This window comes from Candidatus Eremiobacteraceae bacterium (assembly GCA_035314825.1).
Classification (GTDB): Bacteria; Vulcanimicrobiota; Vulcanimicrobiia; order Eremiobacterales; family Eremiobacteraceae; genus JAFAHD01.
The window spans coordinates 128,564-142,799 of the sequence record DATFYX010000072.1; the positions used below are offsets into that span (position 1 = coordinate 128,564).

Here is a 14,236-nt window from a genome sequence, read left to right on the forward strand (position 1 = left end):
CATCCATTTACTCCGCAGAATGGGGGTGAGTTAGAATGGCAAAGAAGAAGAAAGCGGCCAAGAAGACCAAGAAGAAAAAGCACTAGGCGTAACGTCTAGCGCAAAGAAGAAGAGCGAAGCGTTCCTTCGCTCTTTTTTTCTTTCCTCAGTCCTGGGTGACTACGAGCACGCTGTGCCCGCGATGCTCGTCGAGGAAGCGCAAACCGTCGCTCATCCATAGGTCCAGCCCGCCCGAGGCGTGTTCGCCCACCTCGCGCGCCACATGCTCGCGGTCGTGCAGCCAACGCACGTGGGTCGCACCCTGCGCCAGCCACACGACTTCACCGCAGTCTTCGCAGGCGAGTCCCCCTTGCGCCATCAGCTCACCCGTCCATCCGCCGGCTCCGGCGTGACCTCGTGGCGCGTCTGCCCGTCGAGCGGCTCGCCCGTGACCGGCGAGCGTTGTACCCGGATGATCAGTAAGGCGAGGTCGTCGGCGACGCGGCCGCCCGCATACCGGCGCAGATTCGCGACCACCTCGTCAGCCAAGCGTTGCGGCTCTGCATCGCCCCGCTCGATCCAACGGCTCGCCTGCTCCTCGCCGAGCATGATGCCCGCCTGATCGCGCGCTTCGGTCAAGCCGTCAGTCGCCAGCACGACGACATCGCCGACCCCGAGCTGCTCCCTTCTGCTGGTGAAGGGCAAGTCGCGTTCCAGTCCGATGAGCGGCCCGGTGGCCGGCAGCGTGGACACGTGGCTGCCGCGACGCACGAACACCGACCCGTGGCCCGCGCTCGCGAAGCTGAGCGTCAAATCGCGAGCGTCCACGATGCCGAGAAACACGCTCACGAAGGCCCCCGGGTCCGCTGCCGAGCGCTCGAAGATGGTGTTGAAGCGGTGCAAGATAGAGGCCGGATCCGGCTCGGTTTCGGCGAGCGTCCGGATCGAGTATTTCACGAGCGCGGTCTCGACGGCGGCAGCGACGCCTTTACCGCTGACATCGGCGACCATGACCAGCGCGCGATGGTCGTCGAGGCGATACACGTCGAAAAGGTCGCCGCCGATAGCGGCCTCGCGCGTGGACGAGACGTATGCCGTACCGATGCGCAGATACGGCAGGACGTCCCAGCCGCTCAGGAACGCCCGCTGCAGCGTATCGGTCACCGTGCGTTCGCGCGCCAGCGCGGCCTGGCTGCGGCTGCGATAGGCGTCTGCGATGAGCGCGGCCAGTCCGAACAGCAAGATCAGGCCGGCGGTCGCGACGGAAGCGTTGCGGAGCAACCTAGTCGACTCGTCGAACAGACGTTGTGATTCGTCGTCGAAGATGCGCGCGACGGTCGCATAGTCGATGCGGATGCGGTCCATGATGATCTTGCCGCGCTCCAAGCGCGCAACGACGTCCGGCGCGTTGGCGTTCTTGACGAGCGGACCTTCGATCTTCAGCTCCCAAAGCGCGTGCTCGCGCCGGATGTCGAGCACCGGCGCCGAGGCGCCGACCACGCCCGAGTCATTGACGAAGCGCACCAGGTCGGCATAGGTCGGATCGAACTGCGACTGCGCGTTGACCAACGGATCGAGGAAGTACGGCTTGCCCGTGCTCAGATACCCGCGTAGCGCCGTCTCTTCGTCGGTCTGCAGCTGCAAGATCTGCGCGAGCCGCTCGCGGGCCCGGTCGTATGCCTCGTGCCGTAGCAAGAGCGTGCGGACGGTGGTGTACGAGAACCAAGACCCGACGACGGACACGACAAGGGCGACGAGCAGGACGGCCCCGGCGGTGATCGTCCCCGGCGGGCGTTCGAAACGCGTCGGCACTCGAGTCGCTGACGGCAGAGTTCGATTTCCCATCTCTATAAAGAAGAAGCTGGTTCGGGCCCCGCGTCTTCGACGCGCGGCGCGGCCCGTCCCGGCTCAGGCGCCCGTGGGGGTACGGACTAGCGGACCGGCGTCTTGAACGTCTCGTCCAGCAACGGCGCAAGCTCGCCGCGCTCGTGCATCGGGCCGAGGATGTCGGTATCGCCGTAGAACGTGCCGTTGATGAAGACTTTCGGCAGCGTCGGCCAGTCGGTCAGCTCGGTGAGCGCTTGACGCTTGGGCATATCCTCGAGCACGTCGATGACCTCGAACGGGTAGCCGAACTGGTTGAAAAACGCGATGGTCTCCATGGTGAAGCCGCAGCGCGGCGCATCTTTGGTGCCCTTGCCGTAGACGAGCACCTTGTTGTTCTTGATCTCGTCGCTGATCGTGTGCTTGAGGTCGTCGCTCATGATCTTTCTTCTTCCGTTAGTGTCGTCAGTTCGACCGCATGCAGGCGGCCGTCGCCGAGCGCGTCGCCGAGCGCCCGGTAGACGAGCCGGTGCCGGTCAAGCGGGGTCAGTCCAGCAAAGCCCTTGGACACGACTTTGAGATTGTAATGATCGTGCGTGCCGGTGCGGTCGTAGATCTCGACGCGGGCGTCCGGCAGGGCGCGGCGGACCAGTGCTGTCAGTTCGATCGGTGTGATCACGTACGCTGACTTCTTCGGAACGCAGGTACAACTCTGCAGCGGCCCGGCCTGTCCCGGGTATTTGCTACACGTTTTGCCGGTCCGTGCCGATACAAGACGTAGATGGATTACTTCAGTATCTATGCGCTGGCGGACAAGCTCAGCGACGTCATCCACGGCCATCTGCCGGTCGCGCTCGCCCTGATGGTGCTGGGCGGAGTGCTCAGCAGCCTCAGCCCGTCCAGCGTTCCGCGCATGGTGGCGATCCTCAATTATGCCGGACGCGAGGCGAGCGGCCCAGGCTCCGCGGCCGTCCTCTCGCTGGCGTTCATCGCCGGCATCTGCACCGTCTATTGCGCCGTGGGCGCGCTGGCCGGCTCGATGGGCGCGCTGCTGACGATGACCGGCTTCTTGTACTACCTCACCGCTGCGCTGTGCCTGTTGATGGGCCTGTCCATGATCAGGCTCATCGAGATCCCCTTTAAAGCGCCGTCGCTCGGCTTTGCTGGGCGCGGACTGGCCGGCGCATACCTGCTCGGCTTAGGCTTTGCGTTCCTGATCGCCCCCGATGCGACGCCGTTCATGATCGGCGCGCTAGCGGTCACCACGTTCCAAGGCGAGCTCGCGCTCGGCGCGCTTCTCATGCTGGCGTTCGGCATCGGTCACGGGCTGCCGGTGTTCGCGGTCGGCGTGCTCGCGCCGTGGTATACGCACCACCCGGCGGTCAAGAAATGGCAGCTCGCCGCTGAGATGGCGGCCGGCTATGTCCTTGTCTTCTTGGCGCTCTTCTTCGTCGTCATCGCATGAGCGCCGATCCGGAGGCCGTGGTGCCCGCAAACGCGCCGCACGCGACACCCGATGTACGTCCGTACATCATCAAGACCTACGACCGCTGGATCATCCTCGTGCTGGTGCTGTTAGGCGGCTGGCTGCTCTTCAAACCGCTCTTCGCGTTTTCGGTATACTATCGCGGCGTAAGCTTCGAGCACATGCTGCGTCTGCGCGTCGCCGAACACTATTACCGCAAAGCCATCAGCGTCGATCCCAAAGTCCCCGAGGGCTGGCTGGGCCTCGGTGAGCTGCAGATGATGCGCGCTCGCTCAGAACCCGATGAATACGCGAACACCATCGACACCTTCACGCGCGGCCTCACCTTCAATCCGAAGAGCGGCGCGCTCGCGTTCTCTTTATGCCGGGCTTACTATGAGATCGGCAAGGACTATCCCAACGCGCTGACGGCGTGTCAAGCGGGCTTCAAGAACGACGACAACAACCGCTTCGCGTGGGACTACGCCGCCTGGGCGAGCCTGCACGTGGGCAAGCGCGACCAGGCGCTGACGTATTGGCGCGAGGCGCTGCGGCGCGGGCACGGGCCCGCGGCCGCATTCATCAAACGCTACTCGAAGAGCGGTTAAGAGGCGGCGTCCGCCGGCGCCGTTGGCGCCGCCGAGCGCAATCTAAAGGACCAGACGATCAGCATCACGCCGAAGATGATGGCGTAGATTCCCAGCACCCATACATACGCCAAGAGCGCCTCGATCGGCGCCCAAGCGAAGATGATGCCGACGATGATCGACAGCACGCCACCGATGCCGAGCAGCCACGGCGCGCCGCCGCTGCCGCCGAAGCGGAACGCTGCGACGAGTTCGAAGATGCCGGTCGTGATCGCCCACACCGCGATCACGAATGCGACCACCACCGCGCTCAGGCCGGTGAACCGGAAGAACACGATGCCGACCGCGACGCCGACGATCGCTTCGAAGATCAGCGGCCACCAGCGATCGCTGTGGACGCCCAGTCGAAAGGCTTGGATGAGCGCGAACACGCCGTCGACCAGCGCATACGCGCCGAACAGATACAGCAGCGCCACGAGCGTGATGCCCGGATAGAAGATGAACAACGCTCCGAAAATGATGCCGACGATGCCGCGGATCAGCAGCACCCACCAATGGTCAGCGATCGTGCCGACGACCTCAGCCGCTAGAGCCATGACCGATCTCCTTTGGACTTGACAGGTGAAAGATGTAACATGACGAGTGAGGACGGAGTTGCGTCGCAGACTGTCGCGTACCCGCCGCCGCCGGGACGCCGTTGTGCGCATGGTAGTAATGCCGGACGCGGACGACAAAGGTGGCTCTCCATAGAGGGAGATCTATTCGTATGAGCGTTTCTCGAGCCGGTTTCTTGAGCGTGCTCGCCGCTGCGGCCGGCATGGGCGTCGCCACGCAGGCCGAAGCGGCAAAGCCGCCGTGGGATCCGCTGCCGCCTCCGCTCAAGTCGCCCAAGCAGCGAGTCGGACGGCGTGCGCTCGTGCTCAGCGGCGGTGGCGCGCGCGGCGCCTATGAAGCGGGCGTTCTGAAGTACCTGTTCAGAGACGCCGACAAAGACGGCCCGCCATTCGATCTCGTCTGCGGCACATCTGCAGGCGCGATCAACGCGGCGTTCGCCGCGCGCGGCAGCCAAGCGTCGATCGCGCAAGCCGAGACGTTCTGGCGCGATCTGCCGAACGAGAAGGTCCTGGTGTTCGAGCCGCAGGTGCAAGACGGCATCACCGCCGTCGACTACCTCATGCAATCGTCGCACCACGGCTATCCTGCGAAGCTGTCCTATCTCGCGCGCGCCAACCAGTCGTTCCACGCCATGGGGCCGCCCAAAGAGCTGGTCTACGTCATGGGCGCGGTCAACGACGACAAGATTCAGGGACTCGTGCGCAAGTACGCCATGACACTCGATGAGCTCAAGCTCAGCCTCGTCATCACGGCGACCAACATCACCGTGCTCGGCTCCGACACGTTCTACAACTTCAACGGCCCGTTCGGCCCGGCGATGCAGCAGAAGTTCTTGAACGCAGCTCGGCTCCTCGCAGCCAAGCAGATCATCGAAGACGCCGACGTGCAGACGCCGCGCGACAGCTACCTGCACCGGTACCGGCTCTCGTCCGACAATTTCATGGACGCGGTGCTCGCCTCGGCCTCCGTGCCGGGCGTCTTCCAGCCGGTGAGCGTCCAACACGACGAGACCGGCGCGGTGAACGCCTACGTCGACGGCGGCGTGGCCAACAACGTGCCGGTCGGCGTCGCGGTGGACGCGGGGGCGACCGACGTCACCGTGGTGATGGTCAACGCGCCGGACGAGATCGTGCCGCCGCCGCCGGACACGCTGCCCGACCTGCTGCAGGCGTGTCTCAATCTGATGCAGCGCCAGATCCTCGAAAGCGATGTCCGTCTGGTGTTCACGCGCAACCTCTTGTCGCGCCATCGAGAGGTCGAAGGCCTTAGCCCTGACGTGGCTGACTTCGTCAACGCCTTGCATCTCGATCATTGGGAGCCTATCCGCATGCGCGTCATCCGGCCGGCGCAGACGCTGGACGTGACCACGATGGGCTTTGACAACGCCGATGGTATCGCGGCCGCGATCGATGCCGGTTACCAGGACGCGCAGAACCCCGAAGTGTTCTCGGCGTAATCGGAAGTAGCGGGAAGCGGCAGGCCACAGGCGTTGCTCGAGCGGCTCGCGTATCCTTCACTTCTCACTTGTTTCAACAGGAGCCGCAGTTCGTTATGAAACTGTCGCGATCAGGATTTCTCGCCGCGCTCGGCGCTGCAGGCGCCACTGCCGGCGCAGCCCGCGCCGAAGCCGCGCTGCCGCCATGGTATCCGTTGCCCCCGCCGCTCAAACCGAAGCTGCCTACGCGGGCGCTGGTGCTCAGCGGAGCCGGGGCGCGGGGCGCGTACGAGGCCGGCGCGCTCAAGTGGCTTTATAAGGATATTGACACGCAGGGGATCCCGTACGACGTGATCTGCGGAACATCCGCCGGCGCCATCAACTCGGCGTTCGCCGCGCGAGCCACCGCCGAGTCGATCTCCCAGGCCGAACAGTTGTGGCTCTCGATGCCGCAGGCCAACGTCTTGCAGCTCGTGCCGCCCGCGCAGCACGCGATGGATGCGGGCGAGGCGTTCCGCGAATCGTCCGAGCACGGTTTCCCCGCAAAGCTGAAGTACTTGAGCCGGGCGAACCGAGAGCTCAAAGCCATGGGCTCGAAGGAAGATCTCGCCAAGGTCATGGGCGTGGTCAGCAGCGACGGCATCAACGGCCTGGTCAAGAAGTATCCCTTCACGCTGACCGAGATGAAGACGGGTCTCGTGATCACGGCCACCAACATGACGCGTTTCAGCTCCGATGCGTTCTATCATTTCGTCGGGCCGAAAGCAGACGCTCAGACCCAGCATTTCAACGCTCGCCTGAAGGTCAGCGCCGAGGGCAGTGATGACACGGTGGCGCAACCCAGCAACAGACGCTTCCGCCTGACACAAGACAATCTGGTCAAGGCCGTGCTCGCTTCCGCCGCCGTGCCCGGTGTTTTCCAACCGGTCGAAGTGCCGGTGACTGAGACCGGAGCCGCCGATCTGTACGTGGATGGCGGCGTCGCGAACAACACGCCCGTCAGCACCGCAGCGATCGCCGGCGCGACCGACATCACGGTGCTCATCGCCTCGTCGCCGGATGAAGGCAGAGAAAAACAGCCGACGACAATGCCGGGCCTGTTGGAAGCGTCGTTCGCGGTCATCCAGCGCGAGCTGCTCGAAGACGACCTGCGGCTCGCGCTTGCGAAGAATCTGCTCTCGCGCTACCGCGACTACCGCGGGCTGAGCGCGCAGACGGTCGCGTTCCTGGACTCGATCCGTGCCACCGATTGGGAGCCGATCAAGCTGCGCATCATCCGTCCTGCCACGGTGATGAAGCTGACCGCTATGGGTTTCAACGACGCGGCGGATCTGCAGGCGGCCTTCGATCTAGGTTATAACGACGCGCAGAATCCGACGGTGTACTCGCTGTGAGGGGGAAGGCTTCGCGGATCTGGGGCCTTGCGCTGGTCGCTCTGATGATGGTCGGCGCGTCGCCAAGCCCAGGCCCGACCGCCTCCGCGGCGCCGACCGCGGCCGACATCCTCTCCCGCATGGTCGCGGCGCGAAAGGGCCTCGATTCGTATTCGGTCCCCGTTCATTTCGACGTCAAGATGCACCGCCCGCTCGGCGTCTCTATGCAGCTCGATGGCACGCGCTACTTCGAGCGCCCCGACAAGCAGGCGTTGAACATGAGATCGGTGCCCGCGGCCGCCAAAGCATTCCAGCAGATGACGGCGTCGCTCGGCACCGCCGAGACGTGGCCCAACACGTACGATATCACGCTCGTCCCGCCGGACCCATCAGCCGGCTACTACGAGCTCAAAGGCGCTCCGAAGAACAGTAGCAGCACCGTGGACCACATCTTGATCGACGTCGCCAAAGACACGTTGGCTCCGATACGGGCGCGCTGGTTCTACCATAACGGCTCGACGATCGACATGACGATCGAGAACGCCATGGCCGGCCAATATCTCATGCCGAAGACCGAGACCCTCGATCTTTCGTTCCCGTCGTTCGCCGGGCACGCGGTTGGGCACTACGGCGACTACTCGCTCAACCAGCCCATCCCGGCGTCGGTTTGGGGACAGAAGTCAGGATCGTAGCGAGCAGGAGCTCTCACGTCGCGCGTGGCATTGCTCGCGTCCCTCACGGGCAAGAAAGGTTCGGGGCCATGCATATCGCCGTAGTGACGGTCTTCGTCAACGACCTCGATCGCGCGATCGACTTCTACACCAAGAAACTCGGTTGGGAAAAGACCATGGATGAGCCGATGGGCGAAGGGATGCGCTGGGTGACCGTGGCGCCGCCCGGTGCGATCACCGCGTTCACGCTATCGACGGACACCGAGCGAGGCAAGCCCGGTTCTACCGGCGTCGTGCTGGAAGTGGACGACGTCTACAAGGTCCACGACAAGCTTTCGAAAGCGGGCGTCGAGTTCGAGGATCCCCCGCGGACGGAAGCGTGGGGCGGGTGGGCGATGATCAAAGACTCGGAAGGGAACATCCTCGGATTGCACTCGGGCGCGACGGCAGGCGTCAGCAATAACTAAGGGCCGCTCGCCCCTTCGTCGTTGCCCGTGGGCTCGGGCCGAACCCGAGCTCAGTTATCACGACGAAGAGTGGGGCATCCCGGTCCACGATGATCGCAGGCTCTTCGAAATGCTCGTGTTGGAAGGCGCCCAAGCGGGCTTGAGCTGGGACACGATTCTGCGCAAACGCGCGAGCTATCGCAAAGCGTTCGCCGGATTCGATCCCGCGCGAGTAGCGCGCTTCACGCCGGCGCACATCGAGAAGCTCATGGCGGACCCGGGCATCGTGCGCAACCGCTTGAAGATCGAGTCAACTGTTTCCAATGCCAAAGCGTTTCTGACCGTTGCCCGCGAGTTCGGGAGCTTCGACACGTATGTGTGGCGCTTCGTAGACGGGAAGCCGATCGATGATAAGCGCCGGCGGATGTCGGCTGTCCCCGCATCGACCAAACGGGCTGAGGCGTTGAGCGCGGATCTCCGTAAGCGCGGCTTCCGCTTCGTCGGTCCCACGATCTGCTATGCGTTCATGCAAGCCGTGGGCCTAGTCAACGATCATCTGCTCGACTGCGCGTTTCACGATACGGAGAGAGTCAAATAGTGCCAGTCTGAAGCGCGGCCTGACCTTGAGCCACCGTCGAAAAACGCCTGAAGTGGTCGAAGACGCCCGTAAACGTGCCCGTTCCGCTCAATACAAAAGCCTTGCCGCGATACGAGCCGTCAATGCGCGTCACGTACCATACGTTCGGCATGGCCCAACCGCTCGTCTCCGTCACGCTGCCGAAGGTGGCATGCGGCGGCAGGACATTCGGGATGTACGTCAGCTTGTCGACGCGCCCGCTCGCCTGCTCGATCCACAAGGTGCCGCTGCCATGCTGCGTGTCTTTCACCGAGCTGCCGAAGATCACCGCGACAGTCCCCGGGGGGCAGGCCGCGCAAGCTTGCGGGGGCTCGAAGGTATAGTCGGCTGTGAAGCGCGGATCATACGGCTCTTTGAAAAAGATTTTTCCGACGGTCCAGTCCTGGTTTGTCTGCGCGTCGCGCTGAGCGATCTGCTGGGCGCTAAACGCTTTTCCGTCGTCGCTGATCCTGTAGTACTTGGCGCTTGCGAATGACCCGTTATTGAGCAGGATACCGCTATCGCTCTCCTCGGTATGGTGGACGGGGCCGGCATGCAGCACCGTGGAGAAATGTCGCTGCATCCCGATGATGCCGCGCACATTGGTCGTGTAGACCGCAGCGGCCCGCAGCACCAACGCGGGAACCGCTCCGCTCGGCGTAGCGCTTGGGCTGCTCGCGTGGGCATTGGCGGTCGCGGCCACACAGAACGCCGCGCACCAGATTACGCCGTTCCGGATCCCGTGCCAGTTCAGACGCAAGGCTGCGCGCTCCATCTTACGTCGAAAAGGATCCGACCGAGACCGACTGACAAGCACCGCTTGGCTGCCCAAGGGCGGCCGTGTACGTTCGGCCTTGGATGAGACTCGGAATCGACGAAGCGTAGAAGAAATCCGCAGCATAGGGGTGGGGTCCGCCTGGATCCGGCACAAGTCCGAGGCCTCCGCCGCTCCATGTTTGCCCGGTGTTATCGGCGAGCGTGATGGTCCATTGGCCGTAGCTGTTGTAAAGAGCGTTGGCGTTACCGTCCGCGACGATGACGATTCGGCCGATCGAGGTCGAAACGCCGCCTTGACCCTGAGTCGGGCTTGCCAATTGCACGGCCGTGCCGGTGTTGCAGAGCGGCAGCGAGCTGCCGCCGCAGCGCAGCAACGAGAACATGCTTGCGATCACGAGAGAGCCGAAGAAGAGGGTTGGTCGGATGCTCATCATTGCCGTTGATCCCCGATTCTGAGTTCTAGCCGCCCTTGCCCTGGTCGCCGTGGCCTTGGCTTCCGTTTCCTTGACTACCGTGGCTCTGGTTGCTATCGCCCTCGTTGCCCTTATTCTGTTTCCAATACTGTTTGCAATGCCCCGGGGGCCAGCACGCGGGCTGGTAGCCATGCGGGAAATACGCAGACAAGTGGGTCGTCGCACAGCGAGGACCGGCGCCGTTGAAGGCGCACGGCTGCGATCCATTGTTGCTCAAGTAGGTGACGACGCCGCCGCTGTTGGGATACACGATGCGGCCGTCACCGTAGATGACGCCGCCATCTGCTGTATACCCGACCACGGTGTTGGCCTGCTGTGCCGCCGTATTTGCTGCGGCCAGTTTGTGCTCGTAGTTGTTGTAGAGGATGAAGCCCGCGGCCACGGCGACCGCGCCGAGGATGATGTTGCGCGTGGTCGCCGCGGTGTCCGCTCGCGTCGGCGCAATCATTCCGGCGAACATCGACAGAACCAAGGCCAGCAGGATGAACGCCTTGGACGATTTGCCAAACGACGATGTTATGAGGGTCTCCTTAGGCCCGGGCGGTGCTACGAGTCATCGCTCGCACGATGAACAGGAGGATGATGCTTCCGATGAAGGCCACGACGAGACTCGGGATGTTGATCCCCGTCGCGCCGACGTGGCCGAAGTAGTTCCAGATCCAGCCGCCGAGAATCGCACCGATGACCCCGATGATGAGATCACCCAGCACGCCGCCCGGCCCCGTGCCCGGCACGACGAACTTCGCCAGCCACCCGGCGATGATGCCAACGACTATCCAAGCGATAATACCCATGATAAACTCCTTAGTCGATAAGAACGGCCTAGTTCGTGTGCTGCACCTGGCCGGCGGCATTCAGCACATAAATCGTGTCGGCGTGCGTTTGGCCGACGAGATTCCGATCGTAGTAGATCTTGACCAACATGTTACGTTTGATCTGCGCCATCTGGTACGTCGTCTTGCCATCCGCGGAGAAGACGTTCTTGAACTCCGGCAGGATGAGGAAGCTCTGGGTCTGTGTGCCCTCGGAGTTGATGACCTTGATGTTGTTCGTCGACACGTGGACGACGTAGCCGGACCAGATCTTGTTGACCGCGGCTGCCGGCAACGGCTGTATGGCTGCGCAGGCGACGACAAGCGCCACGAATGCGAGCATGGAACGTCGGTACATCAAATGGTTTCCTTTCGGTCTATGGTGCGCGAAGCGGCGCCGGCTGGGTGTCGATGCTCACCAGACGCCATCCATCCGGCGTTTTCGTGGCGCGCTCGCGGACCATGGAACTGGTCGTCACCGCGTCTGACAGCAAGCTCTCCGACCTGAACTGGGTCGGCATCGTCACATCGGCTTCGGTCGGGCTGAGGAGGTCGATCGTCAGGTTGCCGTAGTCCGGAAGGACCGTCATCGTGCTTCCGTAGAGGTCTGGCAGCAGAGCGCTCACGGCCATATGGCCGCGCTCGGTTGCGACACCGCTTGACCAGGACAGATCGGGCGAATCCAGCATCAGGGCCGAAAGGACCCCGGTGTTTTGGGAGTTCTCGGCGTCATTGAAACGCACGACGAGGGCGCGCACGTCCTGCCACGCCTTGGGCGGGTCGGCATCCGCGCGCGCGACGCTTGCGGCCGCTGCCGCGAGCGACAAGGTGATAAACGCGGCACATACGATCGCACGCATGCCGCGGCCGGTGTCCGGATTAAGGGTCGTCTTCATTTCACATCTCTCATGCGGCTGGCGCGTGCGCAGCTCTCACTGCAATCGTCAGTTCCGCGCGGGGCTTAGAGCGGGCAAAGGCGTGTCCAAGACCTGCAAGCGTAGATTTTGCCACGAGCGCGCGTTCGAGCGCTTGCTCGCTGATGCACCGCTGGCAGACTTGCCACGAACTGACGCGAATGATGCGATGAGAGCGTCCCTCGCACAGATCGCAGATCATGATATGTTTGCTCACTTCGTCACGAGCCGCACAAGGGGTGATTCCCATGCCGGGCTCGTATTTCAATGATAGGCTTCGCCAAAGCGGATATCGGTACGGAAACGCACCAACCGCGTGACTATTGCGAGCCCACAGCAGCATTGGGACGGCAAATGCTTAAGAATGATGTTTTTAACGGCAACGCGATCCTATCGAGTCTAAGAGGCAAAGAGAAGACGCTCGCGCTCGAGGAAGGCGAGGTGGTCGATGTGAAGGTGCATCAGACCATCTATCAGCCCGAAGAGCGCATCACCGAAGCGTACTTTCCGCTTGGCGCGATTCTTTCAGTCGTCGCACAGATGAAGGACGGCGGGATGATCGAGATCGGCACGATCGGTCGCGAGGGCACGAGCGCGGTCCCGCTGCTCATGGGCGCCGAGACAAGCGCGAATGAGAGCTTTTGTCAGGTGCCCGGCAAAGCTTGGAAGATGCCTGCGCAGACGTTTCGCAGCCTTCTCGCCACGAGCCAATCGTTCCGCGAGTTTCTCAACCGGTATTTACAAGCATACGTCAATATGCTGGGCCAACTGGCCGCCTGCAATCGATTGCACAGCGTCTACGAACGGTGTGCGCGCTGGCTGTTGATGACCGGCGATCGTGTCGGCAGCAACGAATTCCCGCTGACTCACGAATTCCTGGCCATCATGCTGGGCTCTCGCCGTGCAGGCGTGACTGTCGCGGCTGCCATCCTGCAAAAGGCGGGATTCATCCACTATTCGCATGGGACGATAACGATCGTCGACAGGACCGGCCTGGAAGCCACCACCTGCGAGTGCTATAGGATAACGACGAATCAGTTCGGCGATCTCTTGAGCCTTCGACCCGCCGCCATCGACACGTCTCGTCGCCGCGCACGCTCTAGGTGAGGGAGCGTTTCCGTACATCGGCACCGCTTCATCCCGTGATATAATGAATGGCGAAAGTGTGATGTGATATGAAGACCAAGAACCTCTCCAGCGGATTTCTTATTTTCTTCTTGTGCGCAGCAATTTTGGCTTTGTCAAGTCAGCCCGCTCGAACCGATACAGTCCGAATCGTTGTCAACGGCTCACAGGTGCAGTTCGACCAACCGCCCATTGAAAGAAGCGGACGCGTTTTCGTCCCACTGCGCGGGGTATTCGAACGGCTTGGAGCAAGCGTCGTCTACGACAACGGCACGATCAACGCCACCGGCAACGGTCGCACGATCCAACTGCATATCGGGAGCACGCAAGCCGTCGTCAATGGCCAAACGCAAACCCTCGACGTCGCGCCGTTTCTGGTCGGTGCGCGCACCCTCGTCCCCCTGCGTTTCATCTCTGAGGCGCTCGGCGCGAACGTTCAGTACGACAACAGCAGCCAAGTCGTGAGCATCAATAGCGGTCAAGCGCCGCCGCCAGCTCAGGCTCCGGCATCGCTCACCCTGACGAACCTGAAACCGCGCAACGGCGGGAACGTTCAGGTGGCGCGCCCTGCGGTCTCCGGCGGTTTCAGCCAACCGGTCGACCCGAATACCGTCAAGCTCACGCTCGACGGTCGCGACGTCTCGAGCACGACCTACGTATCGCAAAATGATTTTCTGTTCACGCCTACCTACGATTTGTCGCAAGCCAGACACACGGTCGAGGTGAAGGGGAACTCCGCTGCGGGGGCCGCATTTGATCGGACATGGTCGTTCACATCGAGCGCGACCTCAAACACCAATGGCGCTGCGGCCAACTACCTTAGCAATCTGAGCCCGACCGACGGCTCCACCGTCGGCAGCACGTTCACCGTTTCCGGAACGACGCTTCCAAACTCGACGGTCAAGATCGCAGCCACCGGTTCCGCGTTGCTCGGCGGCGTTCTCCGGATCGGCCTCGGCACGTATACCAACACCGTTCAAGCCGACGGAAACGGTTATTTCTCACAGTCAGTCAATGTGCAGGTGCCGAGCGGCGGCAACATCGCCGTGCGCATCACGTCGATCGCGCCCAACACGAATGCAGGCGCGGCCTCGACCTTGAATCTACGCAGTTGAGCGGACCCG

General features: G+C 62.8%; 20 protein-coding genes. 9 read left to right on the forward strand and 11 right to left on the reverse strand.

The genetic code is table 11. The annotated features are described in order from the left end of the window. Positions 1 to 145 precede the first annotated feature (145 nt). The 4 genes from VKF82_10560 to VKF82_10575 form a co-directional block, all read right to left on the reverse strand. Positions 146 to 358 (reverse strand): hypothetical protein, encoded by a 213-nt coding sequence (locus VKF82_10560; protein ID HME82509.1) that lies wholly within the window; start codon positions 356 to 358, stop codon positions 146 to 148. Continuing rightward, entirely contained in the window at positions 358 to 1,791 is a 1,434-nt protein-coding gene (locus VKF82_10565) for a SpoIIE family protein phosphatase (GenBank protein ID HME82510.1), read from the reverse strand. Before VKF82_10565 ends, VKF82_10560 begins: the two co-directional genes overlap by 1 nt. A gap of 119 nt (positions 1,792 to 1,910) precedes the next feature. After that, on the reverse strand, positions 1,911 to 2,243 hold the full coding sequence (locus VKF82_10570; protein ID HME82511.1) for a glutaredoxin domain-containing protein: 333 nt from the start codon (positions 2,241 to 2,243) through the stop codon (positions 1,911 to 1,913). Beyond that, positions 2,240 to 2,482: a BolA/IbaG family iron-sulfur metabolism protein gene (locus VKF82_10575; GenBank protein ID HME82512.1), complete on the reverse strand. Its 243-nt coding sequence runs from the start codon at positions 2,480 to 2,482 to the stop codon at positions 2,240 to 2,242. Before VKF82_10575 ends, VKF82_10570 begins: the two co-directional genes overlap by 4 nt. A gap of 102 nt (positions 2,483 to 2,584) precedes the next feature. Here VKF82_10575 and VKF82_10580 point away from each other — a divergent pair, with 102 nt between their 5' ends. Further along, positions 2,585 to 3,268 carry a cytochrome c biogenesis protein CcdA gene (locus VKF82_10580; GenBank protein HME82513.1) on the forward strand — a complete coding sequence of 228 codons (684 nt, stop codon included), beginning with the start codon at positions 2,585 to 2,587 and terminating at the stop codon, positions 3,266 to 3,268. Then, positions 3,265 to 3,876, forward strand: coding sequence for a tetratricopeptide repeat protein (locus tag VKF82_10585; protein HME82514.1), 612 nt, complete (start codon positions 3,265 to 3,267; stop codon positions 3,874 to 3,876). Before VKF82_10580 ends, VKF82_10585 begins: the two co-directional genes overlap by 4 nt. On the opposite strand, the gene VKF82_10590 is transcribed toward VKF82_10585, so the two are convergent. Continuing rightward, positions 3,873 to 4,451, reverse strand: a complete 579-nt coding sequence (locus tag VKF82_10590; GenBank protein HME82515.1) for an HdeD family acid-resistance protein — start codon at positions 4,449 to 4,451, stop codon at positions 3,873 to 3,875. The genes VKF82_10585 and VKF82_10590 overlap by 4 nt on opposite strands. Positions 4,452 to 4,621: 170 nt before the next feature. Here VKF82_10590 and VKF82_10595 point away from each other — a divergent pair, with 170 nt between their 5' ends. The 5 genes from VKF82_10595 to VKF82_10615 all read left to right on the forward strand — a co-directional run bounded on the left by VKF82_10595 (position 4,622) and on the right by VKF82_10615 (position 8,993). Continuing rightward, complete coding sequence (locus VKF82_10595; GenBank protein HME82516.1) at positions 4,622 to 5,926, forward strand: patatin-like phospholipase family protein; 1,305 nt, start codon at positions 4,622 to 4,624, stop codon at positions 5,924 to 5,926. A 95-nt stretch (positions 5,927 to 6,021) separates the two neighbouring features. Beyond that, entirely contained in the window at positions 6,022 to 7,299 is a 1,278-nt protein-coding gene (locus VKF82_10600) for a patatin-like phospholipase family protein (protein ID HME82517.1), read from the forward strand. Further along, entirely contained in the window at positions 7,296 to 7,970 is a 675-nt protein-coding gene (locus VKF82_10605; GenBank protein ID HME82518.1) for a hypothetical protein, read from the forward strand. The genes VKF82_10600 and VKF82_10605 overlap by 4 nt, the downstream gene beginning before the upstream one ends. A 68-nt stretch (positions 7,971 to 8,038) precedes the next feature. Next, entirely contained in the window at positions 8,039 to 8,416 is a 378-nt protein-coding gene (locus VKF82_10610; protein ID HME82519.1) for a VOC family protein, read from the forward strand. After that, positions 8,409 to 8,993 carry a DNA-3-methyladenine glycosylase I gene (locus tag VKF82_10615; protein HME82520.1) on the forward strand — a complete coding sequence of 195 codons (585 nt, stop codon included), beginning with the start codon at positions 8,409 to 8,411 and terminating at the stop codon, positions 8,991 to 8,993. Before VKF82_10610 ends, VKF82_10615 begins: the two co-directional genes overlap by 8 nt. Here the strand turns inward: VKF82_10615 and VKF82_10620 are convergent. The 6 genes from VKF82_10620 to VKF82_10645 form a co-directional block, all read right to left on the reverse strand. Further along, positions 8,986 to 9,771: a hypothetical protein gene (locus VKF82_10620; protein ID HME82521.1), complete on the reverse strand. Its 786-nt coding sequence runs from the start codon at positions 9,769 to 9,771 to the stop codon at positions 8,986 to 8,988. The genes VKF82_10615 and VKF82_10620 overlap by 8 nt on opposite strands. A 16-nt stretch (positions 9,772 to 9,787) precedes the next feature. Then, positions 9,788 to 10,222 (reverse strand): hypothetical protein, encoded by a 435-nt coding sequence (locus VKF82_10625; protein HME82522.1) that lies wholly within the window; start codon positions 10,220 to 10,222, stop codon positions 9,788 to 9,790. A gap of 25 nt (positions 10,223 to 10,247) precedes the next feature. After that, entirely contained in the window at positions 10,248 to 10,709 is a 462-nt protein-coding gene (locus VKF82_10630; protein ID HME82523.1) for a hypothetical protein, read from the reverse strand. 82 nt (positions 10,710 to 10,791) lie between these two features. Further along, entirely contained in the window at positions 10,792 to 11,055 is a 264-nt protein-coding gene (locus VKF82_10635; protein HME82524.1) for a GlsB/YeaQ/YmgE family stress response membrane protein, read from the reverse strand. 28 nt (positions 11,056 to 11,083) lie between these two features. After that, positions 11,084 to 11,431: a hypothetical protein gene (locus VKF82_10640; protein ID HME82525.1), complete on the reverse strand. Its 348-nt coding sequence runs from the start codon at positions 11,429 to 11,431 to the stop codon at positions 11,084 to 11,086. Between the two features lie 19 nt (positions 11,432 to 11,450). Continuing rightward, positions 11,451 to 11,969, reverse strand: coding sequence for a hypothetical protein (locus tag VKF82_10645; GenBank protein HME82526.1), 519 nt, complete (start codon positions 11,967 to 11,969; stop codon positions 11,451 to 11,453). A gap of 285 nt (positions 11,970 to 12,254) precedes the next feature. Here VKF82_10645 and VKF82_10650 point away from each other — a divergent pair, with 285 nt between their 5' ends. Together VKF82_10650 and VKF82_10655 are read left to right on the forward strand one after the other, a co-directional pair. After that, positions 12,255 to 13,094 (forward strand): Crp/Fnr family transcriptional regulator, encoded by an 840-nt coding sequence (locus tag VKF82_10650; GenBank protein ID HME82527.1) that lies wholly within the window; start codon positions 12,255 to 12,257, stop codon positions 13,092 to 13,094. Positions 13,095 to 13,162: 68 nt separating this feature from the next. Then, positions 13,163 to 14,227 (forward strand): copper amine oxidase N-terminal domain-containing protein, encoded by a 1,065-nt coding sequence (locus tag VKF82_10655; protein ID HME82528.1) that lies wholly within the window; start codon positions 13,163 to 13,165, stop codon positions 14,225 to 14,227. Positions 14,228 to 14,236 lie beyond the last annotated feature (9 nt).